At 54.4% G+C, this 24,539-nt stretch carries 23 protein-coding genes and 1 tRNA gene; 11 read left to right on the forward strand and 13 right to left on the reverse strand.

Features of this window, described 5'->3' with window-relative positions; translation table 11 throughout:
• Positions 1-316 precede the first annotated feature (316 nt).
• Complete coding sequence (locus JJD41_RS16890; RefSeq protein WP_370583867.1) at positions 317-802, forward strand: GNAT family N-acetyltransferase; 486 nt, start codon at positions 317-319, stop codon at positions 800-802.
• Here JJD41_RS16890 and JJD41_RS16895 read toward each other — a convergent pair.
• From JJD41_RS16895 to JJD41_RS16915, 5 genes are all read right to left on the reverse strand, one after another.
• Positions 744-1,721 (reverse strand): sensor histidine kinase, encoded by a 978-nt coding sequence (locus tag JJD41_RS16895; RefSeq protein WP_200668693.1) that lies wholly within the window; start codon positions 1,719-1,721, stop codon positions 744-746. The genes JJD41_RS16890 and JJD41_RS16895 overlap by 59 nt on opposite strands.
• 29 nt (positions 1,722-1,750) lie before the next feature.
• A complete protein-coding gene (locus tag JJD41_RS16900) occupies positions 1,751-2,347 on the reverse strand; it encodes an L-threonylcarbamoyladenylate synthase (RefSeq protein ID WP_200668694.1) in 597 nt (198 codons plus the stop codon).
• A 73-nt stretch (positions 2,348-2,420) separates the two neighbouring features.
• The gene (gene prmC / locus JJD41_RS16905; protein WP_200668695.1) at positions 2,421-3,320 is read right to left on the reverse strand and encodes a peptide chain release factor N(5)-glutamine methyltransferase; all 900 of its coding nucleotides are present in this window, start codon (positions 3,318-3,320) and stop codon (positions 2,421-2,423) included.
• Between the two features lie 93 nt (positions 3,321-3,413).
• Positions 3,414-4,190: a Tic22 family protein gene (locus tag JJD41_RS16910; RefSeq protein WP_200668696.1), complete on the reverse strand. Its 777-nt coding sequence runs from the start codon at positions 4,188-4,190 to the stop codon at positions 3,414-3,416.
• A 381-nt stretch (positions 4,191-4,571) separates the two neighbouring features.
• A tRNA-Pro gene (locus JJD41_RS16915) sits at positions 4,572-4,645 on the reverse strand.
• A 209-nt stretch (positions 4,646-4,854) separates the two neighbouring features.
• Between JJD41_RS16915 and JJD41_RS16920 the strand changes: the two genes are divergently transcribed.
• The gene (locus JJD41_RS16920; protein ID WP_200668697.1) at positions 4,855-5,667 is read left to right on the forward strand and encodes a carbon-nitrogen hydrolase family protein; all 813 of its coding nucleotides are present in this window, start codon (positions 4,855-4,857) and stop codon (positions 5,665-5,667) included.
• 67 nt (positions 5,668-5,734) lie between these two features.
• On the opposite strand, the gene JJD41_RS25555 is transcribed toward JJD41_RS16920, so the two are convergent.
• The 4 genes from JJD41_RS25555 to JJD41_RS16940 form a co-directional block, all read right to left on the reverse strand.
• The gene (locus JJD41_RS25555; protein ID WP_200668698.1) at positions 5,735-7,951 is read right to left on the reverse strand and encodes a putative bifunctional diguanylate cyclase/phosphodiesterase; all 2,217 of its coding nucleotides are present in this window, start codon (positions 7,949-7,951) and stop codon (positions 5,735-5,737) included.
• A 317-nt stretch (positions 7,952-8,268) separates the two neighbouring features.
• Entirely contained in the window at positions 8,269-9,831 is a 1,563-nt protein-coding gene (locus JJD41_RS16930; RefSeq protein ID WP_200668699.1) for an AMIN domain-containing protein, read from the reverse strand.
• 260 nt (positions 9,832-10,091) lie between these two features.
• Complete coding sequence (locus tag JJD41_RS16935; protein ID WP_200668700.1) at positions 10,092-10,322, reverse strand: LapA family protein; 231 nt, start codon at positions 10,320-10,322, stop codon at positions 10,092-10,094.
• 56 nt (positions 10,323-10,378) lie between these two features.
• A complete protein-coding gene (locus JJD41_RS16940; RefSeq protein WP_200668701.1) occupies positions 10,379-11,818 on the reverse strand; it encodes a phosphoglucomutase/phosphomannomutase family protein in 1,440 nt (479 codons plus the stop codon).
• Positions 11,819-12,081: 263 nt separating this feature from the next.
• On the opposite strand from JJD41_RS16940, the gene JJD41_RS16945 reads away from it, so the two are divergent.
• The 4 genes from JJD41_RS16945 to JJD41_RS16960 all read left to right on the forward strand — a co-directional run bounded on the left by JJD41_RS16945 (position 12,082) and on the right by JJD41_RS16960 (position 14,567).
• A complete protein-coding gene (locus tag JJD41_RS16945) occupies positions 12,082-12,342 on the forward strand; it encodes a ParB N-terminal domain-containing protein (protein ID WP_168570894.1) in 261 nt (86 codons plus the stop codon).
• A 170-nt stretch (positions 12,343-12,512) separates the two neighbouring features.
• Positions 12,513-13,025: a Dps family protein gene (locus JJD41_RS16950; RefSeq protein WP_200668702.1), complete on the forward strand. Its 513-nt coding sequence runs from the start codon at positions 12,513-12,515 to the stop codon at positions 13,023-13,025.
• Positions 13,026-13,166: 141 nt separating this feature from the next.
• Positions 13,167-13,835, forward strand: a complete 669-nt coding sequence (locus JJD41_RS16955; protein ID WP_200668703.1) for a nitroreductase family protein — start codon at positions 13,167-13,169, stop codon at positions 13,833-13,835.
• 60 nt (positions 13,836-13,895) lie between these two features.
• Positions 13,896-14,567: a helix-turn-helix domain-containing protein gene (locus JJD41_RS16960; RefSeq protein WP_200668704.1), complete on the forward strand. Its 672-nt coding sequence runs from the start codon at positions 13,896-13,898 to the stop codon at positions 14,565-14,567.
• 50 nt (positions 14,568-14,617) lie between these two features.
• On the opposite strand, the gene JJD41_RS16965 is transcribed toward JJD41_RS16960, so the two are convergent.
• Both JJD41_RS16965 and JJD41_RS25415 read right to left on the reverse strand, forming a co-directional pair.
• Entirely contained in the window at positions 14,618-15,379 is a 762-nt protein-coding gene (locus tag JJD41_RS16965; protein WP_200669246.1) for a DUF1350 family protein, read from the reverse strand.
• A 126-nt stretch (positions 15,380-15,505) separates the two neighbouring features.
• A complete protein-coding gene (locus JJD41_RS25415) occupies positions 15,506-15,640 on the reverse strand; it encodes a hypothetical protein (protein ID WP_255547347.1) in 135 nt (44 codons plus the stop codon).
• Positions 15,641-15,800: 160 nt separating this feature from the next.
• Here JJD41_RS25415 and JJD41_RS16970 point away from each other — a divergent pair, with 160 nt between their 5' ends.
• Entirely contained in the window at positions 15,801-16,997 is a 1,197-nt protein-coding gene (locus JJD41_RS16970; RefSeq protein ID WP_200668705.1) for a sensor histidine kinase, read from the forward strand.
• Positions 16,998-17,625: 628 nt separating this feature from the next.
• Complete coding sequence (locus JJD41_RS16975; protein ID WP_200668706.1) at positions 17,626-21,279, forward strand: EAL domain-containing protein; 3,654 nt, start codon at positions 17,626-17,628, stop codon at positions 21,277-21,279.
• Positions 21,280-21,343: 64 nt separating this feature from the next.
• On the opposite strand, the gene JJD41_RS16980 is transcribed toward JJD41_RS16975, so the two are convergent.
• A complete protein-coding gene (locus JJD41_RS16980) occupies positions 21,344-21,610 on the reverse strand; it encodes a hypothetical protein (RefSeq protein ID WP_200668707.1) in 267 nt (88 codons plus the stop codon).
• Positions 21,611-21,835: 225 nt separating this feature from the next.
• Between JJD41_RS16980 and JJD41_RS16985 the strand changes: the two genes are divergently transcribed.
• The 3 genes from JJD41_RS16985 (at position 21,836) to JJD41_RS16995 (ending at position 23,398) form a co-directional block, all read left to right on the forward strand.
• Positions 21,836-22,444, forward strand: a complete 609-nt coding sequence (locus JJD41_RS16985; RefSeq protein WP_200669247.1) for a DUF3318 domain-containing protein — start codon at positions 21,836-21,838, stop codon at positions 22,442-22,444.
• A 272-nt stretch (positions 22,445-22,716) separates the two neighbouring features.
• Entirely contained in the window at positions 22,717-23,010 is a 294-nt protein-coding gene (locus JJD41_RS16990) for a ParA family protein (protein ID WP_200668708.1), read from the forward strand.
• On the forward strand, positions 23,003-23,398 hold the full coding sequence (locus tag JJD41_RS16995; protein WP_200668709.1) for a hypothetical protein: 396 nt from the start codon (positions 23,003-23,005) through the stop codon (positions 23,396-23,398). Before JJD41_RS16990 ends, JJD41_RS16995 begins: the two co-directional genes overlap by 8 nt.
• 368 nt (positions 23,399-23,766) lie before the next feature.
• Here JJD41_RS16995 and JJD41_RS17000 read toward each other — a convergent pair.
• Positions 23,767-24,527, reverse strand: a protein-coding gene (locus tag JJD41_RS17000; RefSeq protein ID WP_200664346.1) for an IS5 family transposase whose coding sequence is annotated in 2 segments (ribosomal slippage) — positions 23,767-24,101 and positions 24,101-24,527 — 762 coding nt in all. Because the reading frame shifts where the segments join, the coding sequence is not laid out codon by codon here.
• Positions 24,528-24,539: the final 12 nt, after the last annotated feature.

Genomic DNA, 24,539 nt, shown 5'->3' on the forward strand with positions numbered 1-24,539 from the left:
TCACAAGATCGAGACGGTTAGACGATACCCGATTGCGATCTAGCCCTCGGGGTTCGAGCTGTGTTGAGCGGCCAAATTTAAAGTATTTTTGACACAGTTGTGCGATCCGAAATCGAACGAGCATGTTTCTCGCTCGTGCAGTTTGAAGCCATCGAACTGCAGGCGATCGCAACGCGACTCCGTTCGCGGAGCGTGCGCCTTGTGCCGAGCGTCTCCAAAGGAGAAAGGAGTATCGCCTTTCCTATTTTGAGCTCGACAGGTCTCGACTTTTCTCCATTCGATCCGCCATTTCAATCTACTCCAAGGTTAATTGAGCATGAATAGCACGATGGATTGCCGTCATATTCGCTTCAGCGATCGCAAAAGCGAGATCGACTTGCACGCCCTCAAATCCCTGTTCGAGATTACTGCATTTTGGGCACGCGATCGCCAAATCGAAGATCTGGCCGTCGCGATTACCCACAGCCATCCCGTGATTTCCGTTTGGGATCGAGACCGCTTGATCGGCTTCGCACGCGCCACTTCGGACGGCATTTACCGCGCCACCATCTGGGATGTCGTCATTCATCCGGAGTATCGCGGCGTCGGACTCGGCAGCAAATTAGTCGAAACCCTCGTCAGTCACCCGCACCTCAACCGCGTCGAACGAGTCTACCTCACCACCACTTACCAACAGCGTTTTTACGAGCGCATCGGCTTCGAGCCGAATTCAACCACGACGATGGTGTTATACAACGAACCGCTCACGAGTCCGTCCCTGCCGTCGGAATCGCCCGTGGAATTAAGCATTGAAGCCGGGTAGCTCCCGGTGTGAGGCTCGCATCCCCGGAATTGGGGGCGGCGGACGCTGGCAGGGGTAAAATTTCCAGCTTTCCTGACATCAATTCCAACAGGGTGATGTCGAGCCACAAGTTCATCCCGGCAGACAGTTCCGGATCTTCCATTAACGAACAGTCCGCCGTTTGTTCTCGGTGCAGGAAGTCGATCGGCTCGCTCCAATATTCCAACGGCAAATAGGTATCGATCGCGATTTTCAGATCCCCGTGAGGCGCTTGAGGGCGATCGTCCCTCGCAGGCACCTCCTCGACACTGACCCGGATATCTCCCGGGGTGACCGGGGTAATCGCCATATCGATCGCGTTGACCAACACTTGGGTCAGCCAGTGGCGATCGGCGCGAACGTACCAATTCGGGTCACTTTCGCCAATTTTGAGGCCGATGTTACGGTTAGCCGCTTGAATTGTCGTTAACTCCCGTACTTTAGCCAGAATTTCCCCTAGGGGAACCACTTTGAGGGTCATGGGGGTACGACCCTCTTGGGTGCGGGCGACATCGAGAATGCGATCGAGAATTTCGATAATTTTGAGGGCCGAGGTGTTGGCTTTGCCCAAAAACTCCCGTTCTTCTTCGGGATTGTCGCACAACCCTTCGAGAATCAGTTGGTGGGAACCGATCAGACCGTTAATCGGCGCGCGCAATTCATGGGAAACCCGCGAGAGGAATCCGGCACGAAATTGGCACATCTGCACGGCCATTTGATATTGCAATTGCAGGTGTTCGAGTTGTCGCACCAACGAGGCCCGATCCGCTTCGTCCTCGGGCGCAGGACCATCTGCACTCGTGTCGCTTTCCGTCGCCTGCGGGCGCGACGGGACCCACCGATGTAAAGCCAAACCGATGCCTAGACCCGTGGCGAGATACAGCCAATTACTCCAGTTCATAAGCGCTTTTGAGTTAAAAAATTTTTGAATTAACTTGGCAGTTGTAAGTTAACCGATCCTTGACGCAGGATTTCCCACCGATCGCCAGCCCATTTGGCGACGGTAGAGGGCAAGCCACTGGCGGGGGGTAAAGGGCCGATCGCCTCGGGATCCAAGGTCAGTACGCCCTCAAAGGCGCGATCGATGTCCGCAAGCCGTTGTAAGGGCGGCTGACCGCTTAAATTAGCGCTGGTGGTGGCTAACGGTCCAGTTTGGGCGAGGATTTCGCAGGCGATCGCGCAATCGGGAACCCTCAGACCGATGGTAGACGGATCGAGGGGGTTCATCGCCGGGGGAACTGCCGCCGAGGCGGGCAGCACTAAGGTCAGCGCCCCGGGCCAGTATCGACGGGCGAGGGCGCGCCACGCTTCTAATTCGATCGCCGATCCGAGGACGTAAGGCATCAAGTCTTCGAGGCTGGCGCCCATTAAAATGAGGGGCTTGTCCGGGCTGCGCTGTTTGGCGGTAAAAATCAGCTCGGCGCGATCGCTGCGGGCCGCGAGGGCCGGAACGGTATCAGTGGGAAAACTGACGAGTTGTCCGGCGCGGGCGCCTGAAATTAAGGTGTCGGGGGAAACTAGGGTCATCGCTGTTGGCAGAGAGTCTCGGACAAGGGGCGATCGCAAGCGATCGCCTCGCAGTCGGAATCGGGATCGACAATTAGCGGCGATAGGCCAGAGCAAACCGCTCGATTCCCGCTAAATCCGAGAATATCTCAATTCCGGTATAACTTCCCTCGCTTTCGAGTAAATGGCGCGCGGACGACGCTTGTCCGGCCATCATCTCAAACAGGAGAATGCCGCCGGGAACCAGGTACGCCGGGGCGCCAGCGACGATCGCCCGAATGCAATCCAAACCGTCGGCACCGCCATCGAGAGCCTGTCGCGGCTCGTGTTCGGCGACTTCCGGCTGCAGTTCGGCGATTTGCGCGCTGGGAATGTAGGGGGGATTGGACACGATGCCACTGAGTTGACCGCGCACCGAGGTGAGGGGCTCGAACCAAGAACCACAATAAAAGAGAATGCGATCGCCCAATCCCGCACGGCGGGCATTGTCCCGGGCGATCGCCAAAGCCGACTCGCTGACATCGACTGCATGAATCGTGGCATGTGTCAAGAGATCGGCCATCCCCAAGGCGATCGCGCCGCTTCCCGTGCCGAGATCGGCCCAATGTCCTGCGGCTAACTCCTCCTGCGGTCGCGGGGAATGGGCGATCGCCCGCGCTACCAAATCGATCGAATATTCCGTTTCCGGACGGGGAATCAAGACTTCCGGGGAGACGCGCACAGAAAAATTACGCCAGGGGGTGACGCCGACGAGGTACTGTACCGGACGGTGTTCTTCCAAACGAGCGCGCCACAGTTCGTTCAATTGGGCGAGAGAGTAGTCGATGGGAAGCTGCGATCGCGTTTTGTAACTGCCCAAACGCAACGCCAAGGGATCCAAACCCGCAACCTCCTGTAACAGCCAGTCGAGTTCTTCCGGCGGAACCCCCGCCCGAATCGCTTGGGCGCGCGCGCTCTCTCGCCACTGCCACAATTCGATCCCCGAAATCACCATGCGCCCTCCCTCTCAACCCGGTTCGACCTCGTGAGTTCTGATTGTACGGGGTCGCAGCAGCGAAACACAATCGTCCCTTATCCCGGATCTCGATTACTGTCCGGGAGTGGCTCCATTCCCCGGTGCGGTTTGGGGGAGCGATCGCAAAAATTCGATCGACTCGCGCGGGGGAACGAAAATAATTTTATTCACTTGCGGGTCGTCGCTGGTTTCTAACAAGTCGATCACCCCTTCCAAGTTCACCACTTCAATATCCACAGAAGCGGTTAAATCCGGTTGTTTTTCTTGGAAACGGCTGAGCATTCCTTGCAGTTCTTCTTTGTTGAAAAACAGGGGAATCACCTGCTCGTTGCCCCGTTGGATGGTCAAATAGCCGTTATCGGGTCCTCCGGTAGCTAAAAAGAGGGGAACGCCGTTGAATTGTTGGACGCTACTATCTTCTTCGCGCAACACCGCCAGGGCCGATTGGACTTGCTCCTGGACGGGAACGAAGGTAAATTCTAGATTTTCCGGGTTTTGTTCGCTTTGCAGGGCTAATTCGTAGACTTCCGCCAGAGACACGGGAACTACGCGCACGTTGGCGCCGAGTTGGGGGTCTTCTTGTTTGAGTCGTTCGACAAACGCTTGGGCGTCTTCTCGGGAGATAAACACCCCAGCAACGGAGCTTTGACCTTCGCGGTTGGGGTCGGAAGCGACCAAGGGCGAACCTTCGGCGTCGGTCACTGTAAAGACAGGAACTGGGAGTAATTTTCTAACAATTTGATCTTGTGGCAGGGCCAAGGCCATCCGATGATTTAAGAAGGGGGACGGTCCTAAGATGACCGTACTGACAACTCCTAAGATCGCGCCCCAACGCAGTAATAAGTTCATAGTTCCACCTAATTTCAATACTAACGGCAATCAGTCGGTCGGATCCAAATATGAATGGATTTGAACGGACAGGGGTTTAGATTTCTATACAAGGGCGATCGGTTCGACTCCGCGAAGTCTAACGAGTGACGGCAAAATGTTTGCAGTTGTGGCGCGTCTGGGGTGGGAATCGATCTGAGTTTGTGGCGATCGCGTTCTACTGAATAACCCAGAGGACTCCATCGATGGTGTTAAAGTTTCCTAACCGCAAGCTAGAACGCTATCTTAACACCGCGCTCAAGTTATGGCTTGCGTGGAGGGAAGAACGGAGCGCCATCCGCTCGGTAAAAACAAGGGATGGAGCCGATCGCCTCTCCCCTCTTATCTAGTTATGGATTTAGATCGGGATGACAGGATTTGAACCTGCGACATCCTGCTCCCAAAGCAGGCGCGCTACCAAGCTGCGCTACATCCCGTGAAGTCGTTTTTCATTATAACCTAGATTGTCGGTAAAATCGCGATCGCCCCGGACGAGATTCACTCGGGGAGCGAAAGGGCTATCGTGCGAGGGATTGACGGTTCGGCGATCGCCAAATCGATCGATTTTTTTGGCATTGCGGCGGCATTCCAGGCAAAAATAAAGATCTGTACTTCTATTGTCCGATTCATTATTCGAGCTGCATCGATGAAACCCTATCTAGCTGCCGCGATTCAAATGACGAGCGTGCCTGACTTGGCGAAAAACCTAGCCGAGGCGGAAGAACTGATCGACTTGGCGGTTCGTCAGGGGGCCGAGTTAGTCGCTTTGCCAGAAAATTTCCCGTTTTTGGGAGAAGAAGAAGAAAAAGTTGCTCGCGCCGAAGAAATTTCGAGCGCCAGCCAAAAGTTTCTCAAAACGATGGCGCAACGCTATCAAGTCGCTTTACTCGGCGGCGGTTTTCCCGTCCCGGTAGACACGGGGAAAGTGTCGAATACGGCGGTGATTGTCGAACCGAGTGGCGTGGAAGTAGCGCGCTATAACAAGGTCCATTTATTCGACGTTAATTTACCCGACGGCAATACTTATCAAGAGTCGAGTACGGTGGAAGCGGGCGATCGCCTGCCTACAGTTTACCCATCTGAAAGTTGGGGAAATCTGGGGTTGTCGGTGTGTTACGACGTTCGTTTTCCCGAACTTTACCGCCATCTTTCTCGCCAGGGGGCGCACGTGCTGTTCGTTCCCGCCGCCTTTACCGCCTATACCGGAAAAGACCACTGGCAAATTCTCTTACAAGCGCGGGCGATCGAAAATACCTGTTACGTGGTGGCTCCGGCGCAAACGGGGCGCCACTACGGACGCCGCCAATCTCACGGACACGCGGCGATCGTCGATCCGTGGGGGATGATTTTAGCGGATGCCGGGGATAAGCCGGGGGTGGCGATCGCGGAAATCAATCCTTCGCGATTGGAACAAGTGCGCCGCCAAATGCCTTCGTTGGAACATCGCGTGTTTGCTTGAACTGGGGCGACGTGAAACCGACGGGAAGGGGCGCTCCGCCGGAGGCGACGCTACGCGAACGCGCGGGCTAAGTTCCCGAACGGGACGCGGGCATTCGCCGCTCTAAAAAGGCGGTGGCGGCGTCGCACGCTAACGGCGGCGCAAACCAATTTCCCTGCATCAAATCGCAGTTCCAACTTTGCAATAAGGCTTGCTGTTCGGGAGTTTCGACCCCTTGGGCGATCGCGGTTAAATTCAAGCCTTTCGCCAAGGCGATCGTCGCTTTGGCGATCGCGGCGTTATTCTGACTGGCAATTAAATCCCCAATTAAGGAGCGATCGATTTTTAAGGCATTAAATCGGACTTGTTTTAAATCGGCGAGGGCCGAATATCCCGTACCAAAATTATCCAAACACAAGCGCACGCCCAATTCTTTTAATTGCTGTAAGTGACGGCTGGTGAGTTCTAAATCTTCGTGAATCAGACTTTCTTTAATCTCTAATTCCAAATAGCGGGGGTCGAGATGGTGTTCGGCGAGGAGGTCGTCTAAAATCTGTACGAAATCCGGTTGTCGAAACAGTCGTTTGGAGAGATTGACACCGATTCCCAAGTCTTCAAATCCTGCATTTTGCCATTGCTTGGTTTGGCGACAGGCTTCGCCGAGAACCCAGCGATCGATATTGGCGAGCAAGCCGTTTTCTTCGGCGAGGGGAATAAAATCTTTAGGAGAAATCAGGTGACCGTCGGGATGCTGCCACCGGAGCAGGGTTTCCATCTGGACGACGCGATCGCGGCGCACGTCGATTTGCGGTTGGTAGTGTACCAGCAATTCCCGCCGTTCCAAGGCGCGGTACAGCCGATTTTCGAGGGCCAACCGTTGCGAGGCTTCCGTACTCATGGCCCGGTTGTAAATTTGGTAGCCGTTGCGACCTTGTTGTTTGACGCGATAGAGAGCCGTATCCGCATGGTGAATCAGACTGTGGCTGTCGGTTCCGTGGGTGGGATAAAGGGCGATACCGATGCTGCAATCGATCTGATATTCTCGATCTTCGAGGACGTAAGGCTCGCCGAAGGCATCGAGCAATCTTTGGGCGATTTGCAGCGCATCCCGAGAACAAGACAGTTTCGGCAGCAAGATCACGAATTCGTCTCCCCCCCAACGGGCGACGGTGTCCCCGGTTCTCACTTGCGATCGCAGCCGTCGGGCGACACTTTCCAAGAGGCGATCGCCGACGGCGTGACCGAGGGTGTCGTTGATCGCTTTGAACCGATCTAAGTCGAGAAACCCGACGGCGAGCATTTCCGCTTCCACTTCCGCATCGGCGAGGTCCGCCGCCAGTCGTTCTTCAAACAATCGCCGATTCGGCAACCCGGTGAGGCGATCGTGAGAGGCTTGGTAGCGCATTTCGGCTTCGACTCGTTGGCGGTCGGTAATGTCACGAAAACTCCAAACACGACCGTGAATATCCGAACCCATCCACTGTGGTCGGGAGTGACATTCAAAAATGCGTCCGTCGTCGAGTTCGAGAATGTCGTAACTCTCGCGCTCGCGCTCGCCGTACAATTGCCGGATTTTGGTTAAAAATACTTCTGGATGCTGCAGTTTTCGCCGCGCGAAGGCCAACTCGCGATCGTTCTCGCCGTTGGGGGCGATCGTCGCTGGCGAGATCTGCCACATTTTAATAAACTGCTGGTTGAAATCTAAAATATTCCCTTTGAGATCGGTCACTAAAATGCCGTCGGCGGTCGCTTCAAAGGTTGCTTTTAATTTAGAAAGGGATTCTTCTAAGACTCGGTGCCTTTGACTGAGTTCTTGACTGCGTTTTTTGGCACTAAATAAGGCGAGTTTTTGGCCTTGCAGCAATAAGAGAAAGTCGGTGACGGGATCGTGCAGGGCAAAATCGCTCAAGCGCAAGCCCAAGCCTTTGAGAGCTTTGAAGTCGGCGATCGCGGGAGTACCGAGAAAAAAGGCAATCTGTTCTGACTCGACGCAAACCATTTGCCCTTTTAATCTCATCTTGTTCTCGATGCTTTCGAGTACGTAGAGGGCGTGGGTCGCGCGGCAAATCTGAGCGTAATCCCAGCTTACTTGCGGGCGGGCAATCCGAAAGTGCCGCTCGATCGTCGCCCCGACACTCAGTCGGGGGTGAACTCGGGCGAGGGCTTCTCCCATCTGGACGATCTTTCCCTCGCCATTAAAGGCTAAATGAAAGGGAAAGACTTTGGCGAACAGTTCGGGAGATAGGCTGAAGGAAGGAGGGACGATCGCGGAAATATCGGAGTGTAAACGCAATGGCAAATTCATAAAAATTGATATTCCAGAGTAGATTCAAAAAAAGTTTTAAAGCAAAATGGAATAACGATTGAATCGGTCTGAACCCTCGAAGTTTAGCTCGGCGATCGCCCGTGCGGAAATCGCCTGCGAGCGTTAAAAGGTCAACATTCAAAGACTTAAAATAAATTCTAATCCACTCTACTGAGCTCAATTCAGTGGGTGAGGTTCGGAGCCGTTACCGTTTTTGGTTAAGCATTGATTTTAATAGATCTTGCCCAGTTTTTGCTTCGTTCTCCCGGTAGATTTGCCCCCGTGGTGGAGAAAAAACGGCGTATCGCACCCGAGCATTAACGCCCTTGCGGTTGCCAATGTTCGGTGAGACGCACGGGTAACACTTGCCCCGGTTGGATGGTGTGCGGATTGGCCGATCGCAAGGCGTCGGATTGGGCCGCGAGGGGAACGGTCCGTCCGTCGAGGACGATCGCCTCGACTACAAAGTGAGGGGTACCCCCATCGCTCATAAATTTACCGATAACTGGCGTTCCTAAAGGAATGCTCAAGTTTCCGGCACGATCGTAAAGATCCGCCTGCACGACTAACACTTCTTGGCGCGGATACTCGGCGTCCAGGGTAAACGGCGCCGCACCGGGATAGCTCAAAATCAAAAAGGTTCCGGCGGCGATCGCCCGTTCGGAGGGAGCTGAGGCGATCGCGGCGGGGGCGGATTCCGTAGGTCGTTCTTCGCTCTTCGGCGCCGATAAACGGTCTCCCCACCGGAGGGAGCCTCCAATCTCTGACGGTTCCGCACGGGTGGAGATCGCGGCAATCGTCCGGGATCCCGGAAGCGGTTGTCCGAAAACGATCGCCTCGGTCGGCGGTCCGTTGCGTTGGGGACTCGACGGGCGAGACGCCTCTGGCGTCGCTTCGAGAACGGCTCGCTCTTCGGACTCGGCGACGGGCGATCGCGCGGCTTCCGGTTCGCTTTCTGCTTCTGTTTCCGATTCGGGCAGTAATTGCGGCACCTCGATCTCGATCGCCTCCGACTGGCTTTCCGACTGGCTCTCCGCCTCGTTTTCGGCGATCGCGATCGGCTCGGAATCGCCCGCTTCCGGCTCGGGAACGCTCACGGTCGGCGTCGGTGACGTTTGCGTTTCTTCGGCGATCGGTAAGTCGAATTGAACCCCAGACTCGGCCCGGTCGATGCCGTTCGACTCTGGGGACGGCACCTCTACAGACAACATCGGCGGCGGCGGCGGATCCCCTCCGTTCTCGCCGAGATTCTCGAAGGTCGGCGGTGGTGGCGGCGGGTCGAAGTTCGCCCCACTGGCGGCGGGAGGCAGTTGGGGCAGGGTATCGCCGCGATCGGCGGTGGTTTCCAAATCCGGCAGGGCTTGGGATAAGTCGGTTTTCAGGTTCAAGACCCACCGATTGGACTGTCCCAGGGGTTGCAGTTCGACTTGAGACGGGGCGATCGCCATTCCCGGCGCCAGTTCGACCACGACCCGCGCGATTCCCGGTTCAAATTGACCGATGCGGATTTCGCGCACGAGTCCGGGATAAGTTTCTCTCACGGGTTGCCGTCCCAGATCGCTGTTGGGAATATCGATGGCGATCCGGGGCGGATCTTCCAGCACGAGATAGCGGGGGGTACTGCCTGCGGGTACGGTGACTTGCAGTTGCTGGGTGTAGGGATCGAATTCCCACGATCGCAGGTTGGCGGAATTGGCGATCGCGCTCGGCGGATGGCTCAGTTCGGCGATCGTGGCGATCGTCGAGATCCCGAGCAACCCCGGTAACAGTGGAGCCAGCAAGCGCCACCGCAATAACCCTGACCGTCGTTCGTTCTTCATGAGCATCACTACTTGTAAGCCGCAATAAGAAACACTAATGGTGGCGGTTTTCTGAGCCATCGAGCTGTGGTGGATTGTAGCTAAACTTCTCGACCGACAAGAGCGATTCTCTTGCACGGACCCTTGGCGATGCTCCCAAGGAGCCGCCACGCGATCGCCATGCCGCCCGATCGAATGCGCGATCTCTAGCCGTTATCCTAAAGTAAAAAAAGGGCAAAAAGAAAAACTTATGTAACAAGTTTTGTAACCCGTTTAAGTTTTTCTTCTGCCGGGTGTTCTTAAGAAGTTAATGGGGTTACCCGTTGGCGACCCGCTACAGGTCAACGCAGCCGACGATCGCCCCGGTCGGAGGTATTTCCCGCCACGCTCAACCCGATCGCACCCCCGATCGCCCCAGTTGCCGCACTCAAGGCCAAAACGATCCCGAGGGGGAGTTGAATGGACTGAAACCCCAGGAATTGTAAGGACACTAAAGTGGCATTTTGAACCGAAATAATGGCGATCGCGACGATCCAAGCGGCGGCGATCGCGCTAGCAATCAGAGCAGGCATGATTTAACCCTCACGATGGCGGTCAAACGGGGAATGATGGCGCGGCGATCGCCCGATTAAGCGGTTACGGGTGCGAATTTTTGGATCGCCTCATCCATTTCGGCGGCAATTTTACTGAGTTTCTCTTCAGAATCGGTTTCCACGTACACCCGGATCAAGGGTTCGGTTCCGGAGGGACGCAGCAAAATCCAGCCGCCATCTTCAAGATACAGTTTGATCCCATCTTTGCGCCCGACTTCTTTGACCGCAATCCCGGCGACTTCAGACGGCGGCTTTTGCGGAAATTCTGCCAAAACGGCGGCTTTGTGCGCTTCGGTCAGGTGCAGGTCGAGACGGGTATTGTACAACGGTCCGCCTGCTTCGGCGATCGCTTCTTCGACGAGCTGACTTAGGGGTTTCCCCTCGTAGGCGATCGCTTCGGCGACGAGCATATCCGCCAAAATCCCATCTTTCTCGGGAATATGACCGATAATACTCAAACCGCCGGATTCTTCTCCCCCGATCAACACTTCGGTTTCGCGCATTTTCTCGCCGACATACTTAAACCCGACGGCGGTTTCGTAGAGGGTCAGTCCGTATTTTTCCGCCAGGGTATCGAGTAAGTGGGTCGTCGCCACGGTGCGGACGATCGCCCCTTTCTTGCCCTTATTTTTAATCAGGTGGCGCGCCAACAAGAGCAGAATCGTATTCGGGGTCAACACGTTCCCCCGTTCGTCTACGATCCCAAAGCGATCGCTGTCCCCGTCGGTCGCCAATCCTAAATCGGCGTTATCTTTTTTGACCGACTCGACCAAGCCGACGAGCATTTCTCCTTTGGGTTCGGGCATTCCGCCACCAAACAGCACATCTCGCCAGGTGTGAAAAGATTCTACCTCACAACCGCAGTATTCTAGAACTTTATCTAAATAGCCCCGCGAGGTGGAATAGAGGGCATCGTATTTGACCTTGAGTTTGGCTTTACGCAAGGTTTCGACGTCGAGCAAGGTGTAGAGGAATTGCAAGTAGTCCGGTTGCGGGTCGAAGCTACTAATTTTATCCAGATGCTGCCCGGAAGCGGGGGCGTCGGAGGCACTGGCGATATTGGCGACGATCGTATCGGTAATTTCCGGGGTCGCGGGTCCGGCATAATCGGGGATATACTTAATGCCGCAATAGGGCGCGGGGTTGTGAGAAGCGGTGAACATTAATGCCCCCGCACTGTTGAGGTGACGGGCGTTATAGGCAATCACCGGGGTGGGACAGTCGCGGTCTACCATTTTGACGGTCCACCCCAAGTCTACCAACACTTCTGCTGAGGTTCGGGCGAAGTCTTCGGCGAGGAAGCGCGGGTCGTAACCGATGAGGACGGGACGATCTTTGCTATATGCTGTTTCTAAATAAGCGGCGATCGCTCGCGTCACTTTTCGCACGTTGGCGAAGGTAAAGTCTCGGGCAATAATTCCCCGCCATCCGTCAGTTCCAAATTTAATTTCGTCAGAGGTACTGCCTGCACTCATATTGGCTACTCCCTATGGGTAGTTGACGTTAGTCCGAATCTCAACCTTTGCCGACGATCGCCCGGTGGGGGCGACGGCATTTAAAGGCTGCTAGGCTTTAGGTTACAGCAGATTACTGACATCGAACAGCCGTTTTATTGAGTTCGCCCTTTCCCAATCGCGGGATCTCGCCATCCCCATTTTTCGTTTTCCGGCTCTTTGTTGCAAGTCATACTCATTATGAGTATGATATAGGGAGCGTTGGCAAGGAGAACTGCGAGACGATGAAGATCGAAGATATTCCCATTGAGGCGATTCGCCGCCCCCTCCCGCGACAAAACGACCCGGAGAAGGTAAAGGCGTTGATGGCGTCGATTCAAGAGATCGGCTTGCAAGAACCGATCGACGTTCTCGAAGTCGAGGGGCAGTATTATGGATTTTCTGGCTGTCACCGTTACGAAGCGTGCCAGCGTCTCGGACACGAAACGATTCGCTGTCGGGTTCGGCGGGCGCCGCGCGCGGTCTTGCAACGGCATTTAGCCTGAAAGTGACTGTATCCGAGACGACAGACGATCGCGCCGAGGGGTCGCCAACTTGATAGGCTTGTAAAGAAGCTCGCACGGGCGATCGCGCCGGGAAGACGACCGGGGGAACGTCACTGGAGGCCACTCGTGCGAAGACATTGATTCACTACCCTTACGTTGAGGAAATTGTCATGGGTAAAGATAAAGAAAAAAACAAATCGAAAGGAAAAGAGGTCAAAATGGACATCGGTATCGAACACGGCGATCGCCAAGAAATTGCCGATGGCTTATCGAGACTGCTCGCCGATACCTACACCCTTTATTTGAAAACCCATAACTTTCACTGGAACGTGACCGGGCCGATGTTCCAGACGTTACATTTAATGTTCGAGCAACAGTATAACGAACTGGCGCTCGCCGTGGATCAAATTGCCGAACGCATTCGTTCCCTCGGATTTCCAGCGCCGGGAAGCTACGCCGATTTCGCCGAACTGACCTCGATTGAAGAAACGGCGGGGGTTCCGAGTGCGAAAGAGATGATTCAACTGCTGGTCGAAGGTCAGGAAGCGGTGGTTCGCACCGCGCGATCGATTTTCGCCTCGGTGGAGAAGGTCAACGACGAACCGACGGCAGATTTGCTGACCCAGCGTATGCAAGTTCACGAAAAAACGGCTTGGATGCTCAGAAGCCTGTTAGAAGAGTAAAGGTCATTGTGCGGCGATCGCCCCCGACGCGATCGCCCGGAGTCCCCGAACAGCCCTACCGTGCATCCGGGACTTCAATTCGCGAAAGCGATGGCGATCGCGCTATGCTGGGTTCGACTTGTCGTGATAGAGGAACGCTCAATGGCCATTGAGATGAAACCGACCTTTGGCTTGAAAGAGGCGATCGAACAACGTCGGGCCGTCCGTTCTTTTCTGCCAAACGTAATTCCGGCAGTGTTGCTCGAAGAGATCTTGCGCCTGGGATTGCGCGCGCCGTCGGGATATAATTTGCAACCCTGGCGCTTTATCGTCGTCCGAGATGCCGAAAATCGGGCCAAACTCAAAGCCTGTGCGTTCGACCAAAGACAAGTAGGCGAGGCGCCCGTGGTCTTGATTTGCTGCGGCGATCGCCGGGTGAAAGAGGCGGAATATATCGAATCGACGATCGCCTTGGGACGGGAACACGACGCCGTTAACGACACCTACGCCGACGTGATGCGATCGCAAATTCCCGCCCTGTTCGAGAACAAACCCTGTTTCGAGTCCGAGGAAACCTGGACCAACCGCCACACCATGTTAGCCGTCGCCTACATGACGATCGTCGCTAAAAGTTTTGGAGTCGATAGCTGTCCGATGGAAGGGTTCGACAGCGCCAAAGTCAAAGAAGCCTTTAAGATTCCCGAAGCCGTCGATGTTTGCTGCTTGCTCGCCCTCGGCTTTGCCGACGAACCGTATAAGCGCTACGGCGGGCGTTTTGGCATGGAGCAAGTGTGTTATCAAGAAGAGTTTGGCAGCCCCTTCACCATTTAAGGAGATTGGGGATACATCTCAGTTCAGATGGATCGCCCTTTGCTGACGATACAATCGACCATGAGCCAGACACCAAATTATACCGAACGATTGCAGCAAAAGATGGGAGCCGTGGGCTTGTCGAGTTTTCGGTCCCTCGCCCGCCAAGCGGGAGTCTCCCTGTGGCCCGTGCGACAGTTGCGACAGGGAAAAGCACTGGAACTGAGATCGCGCTCCTTGCTGGCGATCGCCGAGACCTTACAAGTCTCCTTAAGTGAGTTAATCGAGCAGTTTTCGCCGTCAAGTCCGGAACGGGAGGCGATCGCGCGATCGGGAGAGCGCAACCCACGAGATGCAAAGGCGATCGCCGCCCTCCAGGAAGAATACGCCCGCTTGCAAGCGCAAATGGACGCCCAACGACCGACCCTCGAACGGGAATTTCAGCGCGCCAGTCTGGACGTCTTAGAATCGTGGTTGCTACAGTGGCCCACCGCCGCCCGCGCCGCCCGCGAAAACCCCCAAATCCCCGCCGGACGGCTGTTACCCCTGGTCAGTCCCGTAGAAGCGTTAGTGCGACAATGGGGAATCGAGGCGATCGCCGAAGTCGGCGCCGAGATTCCCTACGACCCCCAACAACACCAACTCATGGACGGAACCGCCGAACCGGGCGATCGCGTCCGGGTCCGCTACGTCGGCTACAAACAGGAAGAAACCTTACTCTATCGCGCCAAAGTCAGTCCGATCGCCCCGTAAGAGATCGATCTTTTGAGCTGTGCGATCCTCGGTAAACAGGTCTTTTTCACCTATCCCAGAGGATTCAACCAGCGATAAATTTCCCGATGTAATTGTTGCGGTTCGCGATACATTTCTTGCTTGAACCATTGCGCGATCGCATCTAAAGGAGAAAACTCCGATCCGGCTTTCCAGGGGATTTCCTGACTTAACGGCGTCAGGTGATTTCCCGGTAATTGCAATAACGTCACCAGATTGGCAAACCGTTTTTGTAATAAGGGAGTGAGGTCGAGACTTTGATCGATTTCGTCGTTATTGAATTTGACAATAAGATTGCGCCGAACCGCGTAGCGTTTCAAAACGATCGCGTTGGTTTCTTCGGGAGAAGGGGTAAATTCAACCGCAAAAGCGCTGGGAAATTGTTCGACTAAGGGAATAGAACGACTCGCCGGGTAATTGTTAAAGGAAATCAGGATATTGCCCGCGCGATCGAGATCGAATAAACTGCCTGCGAGTAAATGCAGTTTGCTGCCCATACTATGTCCGATCCCGTAAATCGGCAAGTAACGTTTCGGTAACTTTCCCGACATTTGCAATTGTTCCACGCCCCACTCGAAGCGTTCGATAACGTTACGGGCGATCTCGGTATGATCGAGGGTATTGATAAACGGCGTGGCGATCGTGGCGTAACCGTTGCGTCCGAGTTGTTCGAGTAACCATCGATAGGTTACTTGTGGCGCTGTGGCGACAAATGCTCCCCCTAAAAAATGAATGATGCCTTTCGGTCTGGGGGGAAGATAAACCCAGTTCCCGGAAACTTCTCTCCACTCCATATCCAACTGGCGCGATCGCATAAACTCCACTCCTGACAATTTTACTCGATCGCCAACTCTGGCGCGGATCGGCGATCGCGATCGCGATCGACAAGGGAAAGGCTGAAGAGACACGATCCACATAAACTACTCGATTGAGCCTCTATGGAGGGAATTGCCGACCGCCGCCGTCGAGAGGGCTGACCGGGGAGAGAAGGCGATCGCGCGATCGTTAGAGGCTACGGGAATGGCGCGATCGTCCTTAAGGGAGTTTCCCCTCATTTTGAATCGGTGAAAATCTGCTATCATAGCATTTCTTAAAGCCATGAACTCTAGCAACTCAATCAGTCATTCTCCGTCTGGCAGGAATGGATAACTGTTTTTGTCCGCGAGTGAATAGAGATCTTCTATACAGTCTTTTTTAAAGCGATATTGAATAACCATGATTAAAATCGATCGTTTTTTCAACGAAAACTTAGATCGAATTTTTGAAATTTGGAAAGAAAAAGTTCGAGAAGATCGAAAAATTCCAAGTTCTAACGGACTTTCCGAACCCGCTTTAGAAAACTTGATTCCTCAAGTGTTGGATGCGATGTGTGTTGCTTTTTTACAGGGTGACATCGCCAACAAACAGCAAATCGAAATAGCGAGTTTAGAACACGGTACCGAAAGGGAAGAACAAGGGTTCGACGCCGCCGAAATTGCCAGAGAATATCACTTACTCCGACAAACTATTTTTGAAATATTAGAAGAACAACTTATAGAACTCACGGCTCGGGAATGCTATCAAATTTTTATAACCGTAGATGCCGTCATCGATCGCGCGACCTCCCAATGCTTCACCCAGTTTGTGGCAGAACGTACCTCCAAACTGGATGGCTTGCACGAACAATTAATGAAAAATAATCAAGAGTTAAATCGACTATTAACCTTGAGTCAAGATAGTTTTTTTCATCTGGCGCACGAGTTTAAAACTCCTTTGAATTCAATCATGGCTTATTCGCAAATTTTATTGCGAGAACAACAAGCTAAATCCGATTCCGATCCAATTAGCATCGAGCATATCAGCCGAGTTTTGCGATCCTCTAAACAATTATTACAATTAGTGAATAATTCTTTAGAAATCTCTCGAATTCAATCGGGGACGAAGCAACTGCAACTGATGGAGATAGAGGTAAGTTCGGTGGTGAAAGCCGCCGCCGAAACGATTCAACCCTTGGCGGACGAAAAAGGGCTGACCTTGCGGATAGATTGCGATCGCGGTCCGGGTCGGATCGAAACCGATATTTCGCGCTTGCAGCAAGTGTTAATTAACTTGTTAGGGAATGCGGTTCGCTATACGGAAATGGGATCGGTCGAGATTGCCTGTGCGACCCTTTCGGACGAGGAATGGTTCGTAAAGGTCAAGGATACGGGGATAGGAATTGCGGCAGAAAATTTAGAAGCCATTTTCCAACCGTTCGCGCGAGTTAAGGGAAATACCAAGGCGGATCGAGTAGAGAGTACGGGGTTGGGATTGACGATCGTCAAACAATTGGTGAAATTATTACAAGGGGAGATTCGCGTGGAATCGGAATTAGGAAAAGGTTCGACCTTTACGGTCGTTTTTCCTTTAAAAATTGAGGGGAGGACGGTCTAAAAAAGGCGCTGAGGGAGTGGCGCGGGGGTCGTGGGGCGATCGATGGTGGGTGTGGGAGAGAGTCACAAGGTTCTCCGGTGTCGAATTCGGATCGTAAGAGAAACTCGCGATATACTAATTTGAGCGATCGCGGGAAAAATGAGGGGAAGAATTGCACGCAGAGCGCCGTCTCGCGGACAAACACCAGCTCACGGCGATCGCGAAGCGTCTGCGAAGCAGAATCGCCGCCAGCCAGCAGCCCAGCGACCGATTGAATCTACTCCAACCCAAGACAGAAATCCGATGGACTGTCTCGATGACCTCGTGGGAAATCGCTCGATCGCAGGGGCAAGCTTAAAAGGGAACAGGTCGCGGGAGCCCAACGACCCTTAAATTTAACGGTTGCCATTTTCCATCGATCGCGCAACGAAGATCGCGACGGGGGCTGTCCTTCGTTCGCAGGTTCGGAGGCGCGATCGCCAGCAGACGAGGAGTGGGATTCTCAGCCGCGATTCCGGGGTCGCGGGGTTCGGGAGTGAGACTCCAGGCCGTCGGGAGTGTAATCGGGGGTCATGGTTCGCGGTCAGTCCGTCTAGGGGAGGCAACCGAGAGCGTTCACAAGGATTGTTAAACCTGATGCCCAGCGTCAATGGTAGTTAAGCGCAGAGTAACGCGGCAATTGCGCCGTTCTACGATCGTCTACGTCCTACTCGGGGCGTTTGCACTCTCGTCGGCGATCTCGGCGCTCGGGATCGTCCCCGTTTACGAAGCGCTCAAGCGCCGCGAGGAAGAAAACTTGTTATTGGCGGCGCAAGGGACGGCCCAGGCATTAGGAGACTATTTTTCACGGGCCAAAGGGATCGCCTTGCAGGTATCGAGTCGGAGCGAAGCGCGTCAACAATTAGCCGCCTACGACCGCGCCGAAATTTCCCAAGCCGATCTAGTTCGATTCAACCGGGAGATCCTGCAAGACGCCCTCGAAGCATCCCCCGAAATTGTCGGAATTACGCGAATCGATCGCCTCGGACGGCCCGTCGGGACTGTGGGGATCGCTGGGGGAGGGGTATTGACGAGGGTGTTGGAAGAACAAGCCCGACAAAACGAGTTGGAAGCGTCGGTGGAGATCGTCGATTCCTCCTTACTCGCGGTCAGCAGTCCGATTCTCGTTCGCGAAGCGACTCCCAAGGAGTATCGCCAATGGCGCCAAGTGGGGATCGATCTGGTTTGGTTCGATTTAGAAGCGCTCAAACAACGAATCAACCGCCATCCGTATTTTAAAAAGCAAAAAGAGTACCTGCTCGTCGCGATCGACAATGGCCATTTGGAGAACCTCGTCCCCTTGAGTTCCGACACGGCGCGATCGCTGGCGCGGGAGGAGTGGGCCGAACTTGAAACCCTGACACAATTCGTCCGCAATCGCGAGGGATTGCTCGAACTCGGGCGGGACTTGCCCTCGCCGATGACCGTCGCTTACACGCCGATCGCCGAAAATGCGGCCATTTTAGCCCTCGCCGTTCCCACGCGCCAACTCTACGCCCCCGTCAGGCGGCAGCTTTCGATCCTCGTTCCCGCGACCCTGGTAGCGATCGTCTTCGGGATCGGGGGAACGGTCGTCTGTTTGCATTTGGTAGCGGGTCGAGCCTTGCTGCACAGCAACCAATTGGAAAAACTCTTGTTAGAAAATCGAGCGCACCTCGAACAACAACAACGCGAACGCCAGCACGTCGAAACCCAGTTAGCCAGTCACGCCCGCGCCAGTGCCTTAGTGGCGGGTTTGGGCCAGTGGGCCTTAGCCGGAATGGACGTGCGTACCCTGATTGAAGAAACCTCTAATTTAGTCAATCAAATCCTCGGCGTCGAATATTGTTCCGTGTGGGAATTGCAAGATAACGGTCACCTGTGCTTGCGAACGGGAGCCGGGTGGCCCTCGGAAACCCTCGCCAGCACCGTCGGCGGACGGGGGACCGAATCGCAGGCGGGATATACGCTGTTGGTCAAAGAAGCGGTAATTGTCGAAGATCTGGGCGCAGAAATGCGCTTTACCCCGAGTCCGAGCGCGATCGCCCTCGGGATCGTCAGCAGCGTCAGCACGGTCATTTACGGCAACGATCGCCCCTTCGGGGTCTTGAGTGCGGAGACGACGAAAAAACGTCAATTTGGGTCTCACGAAGTGTATTTTTTACAGGCGATCGCCAACGTCCTCGCCACGGCGATCGAACGACAGCGCCACGACCGGATGTTGCGCGATCGTGAAGAACAATACGCCCTCGCCGTCGCCGGAGCCAATGACGGGCTGTGGGACTGGAACTTAAACGAGGACACCATTTACTTTTCCCCCCGGTGGAAATCCCTGTTAGGTTACGAAGAAGCCGAAATCGGCAACCAGCCCCAGGAATGGTTCGACCTGATCCACGAAGACGATCGCGAACGAATCCTAGAACAAATCGCCACCCACCTCGCCGGAAAGAGCAAACACCTGATCGGCGAATATCGAATGCTCGACGCCGACGGTCACTATCGCTGGATGCTCTGTCGGGGATTAGCCGTCCGCGACGGCGACGGCAAAGCCTACCGCATGGCCGGATCCCATACCGACATCAGCGATCGCAAAGCCGCAGAAGCCCAAAACCTCTATCTCGCCGCCTTTCCCACCTACAACCCCAATCCGGTTCTCGCTTGCGACGCCAACGGCGAAGCCACCTACGTCAATCCCGCCACCGAACGGGTTCTCGACGAATTGCGGGTGGGATTGGCCACGGGCTTTTTACCCGTCAACCACCGTCAAATCGTCGAAACCTGCTTGCAACACGGCAACCGTAGCATTCAAGTCGAGCGCTGGATTCAAGACCGGGTCTTTTCCTGGATTTACCATCCGATCCCGAATTTGCAACTCGTTCACCTCCACGCGATCGACATTACCGATCGCTCCCGGGCCGAAGAACGACTGCGCCACGAAGCTCTCCACGACTCCCTCACCGGATTGCCCAATCGGGCCTTATTTTTCCAACGGCTCACCCACGCCTTAGAACAGTCCAAATCCCCGGCGCGCCCCTTATTTGCCGTTCTCTTTCTCGACTTAGACCGTTTTAAAGTCGTCAACGACAGCTTGGGCCACTCGATGGGCGATTGCTTGCTGGTCTCCCTCGCCGAACGAGTGCAACGCTGCATCCGTCCCAGCGATATTTTGGCTCGCTTTGGCGGGGACGAGTTTACCCTGCTGTTGGAACATCTCGGCGATATTGACGAGGCGATCGCCGTCGCCCGCCGGATTGACGACGAACTGACCCAACCGTTTAACCTCGCGGGTCACGAAGTCTTTGTCACCGCCAGTATTGGCATCGCCCCGAGTTGCTTTGAATACCACTGTCCCGAAGAGTTGATCCGCGACGCCGACCTCGCCCTCTACCGGGCGAAAGCGGCGGGTAAAGCGCGCTACGCCCTGTTCGATCGCACCATGCTCGATCGCGCCGTCGCTTTGCTGAGCTTGGAAAATGACTTGCGCCGCAGTATTTACCAGCAAAACCGCGACGCCGACGCCGCCGAGTCCGGGGCGATTGCCCGCGAAGATGCCTTCGTCCTGCACTATCAGCCGATCGTCGCCCTCGATACCGGATCCGTGGAAGGGTTCGAGGCCCTCATACGCTGGCAACATCCCCAACGAGGTTTAATTTGGCCCGGAGAATTTATCGAGATCGCCGAAGAAACGGGATTGATCGTGCCGTTGGGGGCGTGGGTCCTGCGCCAAGCCTGCTGGCAATTGTGCCAGTGGCAACGTCAATTTCCCAAATATGCGAACTTGACGATGAGCGTCAATCTCTCGGGTCAGCAGTTGGCGCAACCGGATTTAATCGAGCAGATCGATCGCATTTTAGAAGAAACGGGCATCGATCCGAAGGATTTAAAACTCGAAATTACCGAAAGCGTGCTGATGGAAAATGCGGCATCGGCGGCAGAACTGTTAGAGCAGTTGCGATCGCGCCACATTCACCTGTGTATCGACGATTTCGGCACCGGATATTCTTCCTTATCCCACTTGGCTCAATTTCCGATTAATACCCTCAAAATTGATAAGTCTTTTGTGATGGGAATGGAAGAAAGCCCGGAAAATCAAGAAATCGTGCGGGCGATCGTCATGCTCGGACGCAATCTCGGCATGTACATCACCGCCGAAGGGGTGGAAACTGAGGAAAATTTAGTGCAACTGTGGGCCTTGCAATCGGATTACGCCCAGGGGATTTTATTCTCCCCCGCCTTAGACCGCCAAGCCGCCGAAGCGCTGCTCGAACGCAATCCCCGTTGGTGAGGGGCGATGCTCCAAGGGAGTCGCTTCGCGAACGGGATCGGGTCTGCGAAGCACGATCGCGCTCTTAGAACAAATCGTCTAGACCTCGTTCGCGATCGCCCCAGGGAGAGGGCGGGCGATCGCTGCTCCAAGCCCACCATACCGTGGAACATTCGCATTCGTAGAATTCCTGCCATTTGCGGCTGCGATCTTCCCCATAGACGGGCGATCGGCGGTTAATCCAAACCCGTTTGGCTTCCATCGAGCTCGCCTGACAAGTCGGACAGCAGAATTGATGGGCGTGAATGGCTTTCGCGGTCCATTCTGGCGCGATTGGCTCGAACGCATCCATATTTCAATTTCACCTGAGAAAAAGTGAACGGAAGTATAGCCTGTAAATCGCAGACCCCAGCACGGCGATCGCCGAGGACGGGCGATCGTGTCGAGCCTGTTTCATCAGAAAAATTGGCTGCTGTTGTCGTATTCTATAAAAAATGTAGAAAAATTGTAGAATAGTTCGCCGTTGCCCGTCGGTGGGTGACGCGCGGCAACTACTCCATCAACCCATTCTGGCATGATCGACCCCCAGACCGAAATCATCCGCTTGTTCGATTTGATGAGCGCGAGCGGTCGGATGAAGACCCAACTCATCAGCCGTCCCCAGCAAGCTACGGTCATCCAGACTTCGTTTCCGATGCCGTGGGCGCGCGAACGACCGATTTATCTCAATTTCGATTTATGGTTCCGTTTGAGTCAGCCCCAACGGGATTTGCTGTTGCTGCGGACGGTCAGTTGGCTGTTGGACGTGCGCTGGTTTAAGCCGGATCTCTATCAGGGATTGGCTCTCGGCGGCACGATCGCCACCGTGGTCGAACTCGCTCAAGCCGACGCGATCGGCGCCGTGACGGCGGGAGGACTGACCGGGGTGGCGATCGCCCAAATTTGGCGGTTGCAAAAGCGCTCCCAACGGGAAATCGAGGCCGACGAGGGAGCGTTGAACGTCGCTGCCCGAAGGGGGTACAGCCGACGAGAAGCGGCTCGTTACCTGGCCGAGGCGATCGAAGCGGTCGCCCGGATCGAAGGTCGTCCCCAGTTGAGCTTTGACGAACTGATTCGCACTCAAAACCTGCGCGCGATCGCCGGACTGTCGGCGGTCGGCTTACCCCGAGACGGCATTGCGGATTGACACTCCCCAGCCTAAAGCCGTGGGAATTCTTCCTTCAACGATCCGACTTGCTCTGACAGGCTTGCCCCCGTCAAAGTAGTGGTCAAACCTCCAGAAGCCTTCGGGCGATCGACCCAACTTACCGTATGCCCTACGGTACTCAAGAAAAGTAATCGAGAGTCTGGAATCCCTGTCGTTTTAACGCGGGGAGGAAAGACGAACGGCGGTTTTAACCGCCGTGACTTAAACAACGCAGAGTCCCCGTCGTCAGCGAATCTGCCGCCCTCAAAGGATTGTCGGAAGCGGTCGAATTGATTCGCGGCGATCGCCCCGACTTACCGATCGACGTATTGCGCTGTCGCTATCGCAAACGACTGACCCTAACGGCGGAGGCCGATTTATTGCTCTTCGAGGCGGCGCCGGAGTTGGGATTTCGATTACTGAAGACGACGATTCCGGACAATATCGCGGTGGCTGAAGAGATCGCGCACCAACAACCCGTCACCAATTATGCGAAGCGCTCGGCGGGGGCGAAAGCCTATCGCACTCTAGCTCAAGAATATATAGAGGTTTTATCGAATGGCTGACAACAAAAAGATGGGAGGCATGGGTAAATTATCGTCATTCTCCGGCATTCAGCGCCAGGGGTCGGATTCAGCACCTAAATTCCCGGAAAAGAACGTGCCGGAAACGAACGATTCCGAACCTCCCAAAACTCAAGATAAAATGAAACGGCGCCCTCGTAAGCAAGAGAAACTGGTTAACGTGAATATCAAAATCCCCCGATCTCAAAAAGATTGGCTGACCTCTACCGCCCAAACGATCCGCGATAATAACCTCGAACCGGTGGCACCCGCCGACCGCGTCTATCCCCAACATCTCATCGGCGTGGCGATCGATTACCTCAAGTCTGCCGATATCGATTGGGATGACGTTCGCAATATCCAACAATTACGCCAACTCCTCGACCTCTAACCCAATGACTTTGAGGATCTTTATCTCCCTCAAAGTCATTCTCTGACCTAATTACAGCATATTTTAAAGATATTAAACCTTTAGTTGTTTAAATATTTATAGCTTAATGAATTAAAGTGTTTAAGCCTTTAAGAAAAAGAGAAGCCAGAGAGCTGAAGGAAAAATTACAAATTGTTGCCAACAAAAAATTAAGGATTGCACGAGAAAAAAGTTGTGCTAAATTGAGTGAAACGTTCAATCAACCTAGAGTTTCACTTCCATAATCTCACTACAATTGAGTTGTTGACTGATAGAACAACCTAGGGCGTGTCATCAATTATGTAGGTTGACAAAAGTGACCAAATGTGGAGGAAAGCGCCTGCGGACATTTAAGCCAGCCAAATCACGGATGCAGCCAGGTAAATGCCACCCAGGAAGTTCACCGAGCGCTTGTCATAACGAGTGGCAATCCCTCGATACTGTTTGAGCTTGGCAAAGAAGTTTTCCACCAGATGTCGGGTTTGATACAAGAATCGATCGTAATCGTGGGCTTGTTTTCGATTCTTTTTCGAGGGAATGACGACTTCAATCCCTCGCTCGTGCAACGGTTGTCTGACTCGTTCGTCGGCATCGTAAGCTTTATCCGCTAGCAGTGCCTGGACTTCCACTGATGGTAGCAACCGCTCGGCACCGACTAGATCGCTGGCCTGACCGGGAGTTAAAAAAAAGATATGGGATTCCCCAAAGCATCCACCACCGCATGAATTTTCGTACTCAACCCGCCTCGGCTACGACCGATATTTTCCTCTTCGGCTGAACTCCCTGATGCTCCAGCACTGTGCTGATGCGCTCGCACAATGGTGGAATCGATGGCAGCATATTCGTTATCGGCTTCCTCGCAGAGGACTTGGAAAACGCGCTCCCACACCCCAGTTTTTGACCAGCGAGTGAAGCGTGTGTGGACGACTCGAAAATCCCCAAAGCGTTCGGGAAGATCTCGCCAAGGAATCCCTGCTCGAAAGCGATACAACACGGCTTCGACGAATAAACGGTTATCTTTAGCTGTGACCCCAACTGTACCCGGACGACCCGGAAGCAGGTGTTCAATGCGTTGCCATTGGTCGTCTCGTAAAGCGTAACGCCGTTTCATCCCGGTTTTGAG

It is taken from the genome of Oxynema mangrovii CENA135, from assembly GCF_016632315.1.
Lineage (GTDB): Bacteria > Cyanobacteriota > Cyanobacteriia > Cyanobacteriales > Laspinemataceae > Oxynema > Oxynema aestuarii.

Excerpts from the sequence above, each read along its gene's own strand:
- JJD41_RS16890 (WP_370583867.1), top strand. The coding sequence starts at position 317 with ATGAATAGCACGATGGATTGCCGTCATATTCGCTTCAGCGATCGCAAA.
- JJD41_RS16895 (WP_200668693.1), bottom strand. The coding sequence starts at position 1,721 with ATGAACTGGAGTAATTGGCTGTATCTCGCCACGGGTCTAGGCATCGGT.
- JJD41_RS16900 (WP_200668694.1), bottom strand. The coding sequence starts at position 2,347 with ATGACCCTAGTTTCCCCCGACACCTTAATTTCAGGCGCCCGCGCCGGA.
- prmC (WP_200668695.1), bottom strand. The coding sequence starts at position 3,320 with ATGGTGATTTCGGGGATCGAATTGTGGCAGTGGCGAGAGAGCGCGCGC.
- JJD41_RS16910 (WP_200668696.1), bottom strand. The coding sequence starts at position 4,190 with ATGAACTTATTACTGCGTTGGGGCGCGATCTTAGGAGTTGTCAGTACG.
- JJD41_RS16920 (WP_200668697.1), top strand. The coding sequence starts at position 4,855 with ATGAAACCCTATCTAGCTGCCGCGATTCAAATGACGAGCGTGCCTGAC.
- JJD41_RS25555 (WP_200668698.1), bottom strand. The coding sequence starts at position 7,951 with ATGAATTTGCCATTGCGTTTACACTCCGATATTTCCGCGATCGTCCCT.
- JJD41_RS16930 (WP_200668699.1), bottom strand. The coding sequence starts at position 9,831 with ATGGCTCAGAAAACCGCCACCATTAGTGTTTCTTATTGCGGCTTACAA.
- JJD41_RS16935 (WP_200668700.1), bottom strand. The coding sequence starts at position 10,322 with ATGCCTGCTCTGATTGCTAGCGCGATCGCCGCCGCTTGGATCGTCGCG.
- JJD41_RS16940 (WP_200668701.1), bottom strand. The coding sequence starts at position 11,818 with ATGAGTGCAGGCAGTACCTCTGACGAAATTAAATTTGGAACTGACGGA.
- JJD41_RS16945 (WP_168570894.1), top strand. The coding sequence starts at position 12,082 with ATGAAGATCGAAGATATTCCCATTGAGGCGATTCGCCGCCCCCTCCCG.
- JJD41_RS16950 (WP_200668702.1), top strand. The coding sequence starts at position 12,513 with ATGGGTAAAGATAAAGAAAAAAACAAATCGAAAGGAAAAGAGGTCAAA.
- JJD41_RS16955 (WP_200668703.1), top strand. The coding sequence starts at position 13,167 with ATGGCCATTGAGATGAAACCGACCTTTGGCTTGAAAGAGGCGATCGAA.
- JJD41_RS16960 (WP_200668704.1), top strand. The coding sequence starts at position 13,896 with ATGAGCCAGACACCAAATTATACCGAACGATTGCAGCAAAAGATGGGA.
- JJD41_RS16965 (WP_200669246.1), bottom strand. The coding sequence starts at position 15,379 with ATGGAGTGGAGAGAAGTTTCCGGGAACTGGGTTTATCTTCCCCCCAGA.
- JJD41_RS25415 (WP_255547347.1), bottom strand. The coding sequence starts at position 15,640 with ATGAGGGGAAACTCCCTTAAGGACGATCGCGCCATTCCCGTAGCCTCT.
- JJD41_RS16970 (WP_200668705.1), top strand. The coding sequence starts at position 15,801 with ATGATTAAAATCGATCGTTTTTTCAACGAAAACTTAGATCGAATTTTT.
- JJD41_RS16975 (WP_200668706.1), top strand. The coding sequence starts at position 17,626 with ATGGTAGTTAAGCGCAGAGTAACGCGGCAATTGCGCCGTTCTACGATC.
- JJD41_RS16980 (WP_200668707.1), bottom strand. The coding sequence starts at position 21,610 with ATGGATGCGTTCGAGCCAATCGCGCCAGAATGGACCGCGAAAGCCATT.
- JJD41_RS16995 (WP_200668709.1), top strand. The coding sequence starts at position 23,003 with ATGGCTGACAACAAAAAGATGGGAGGCATGGGTAAATTATCGTCATTC.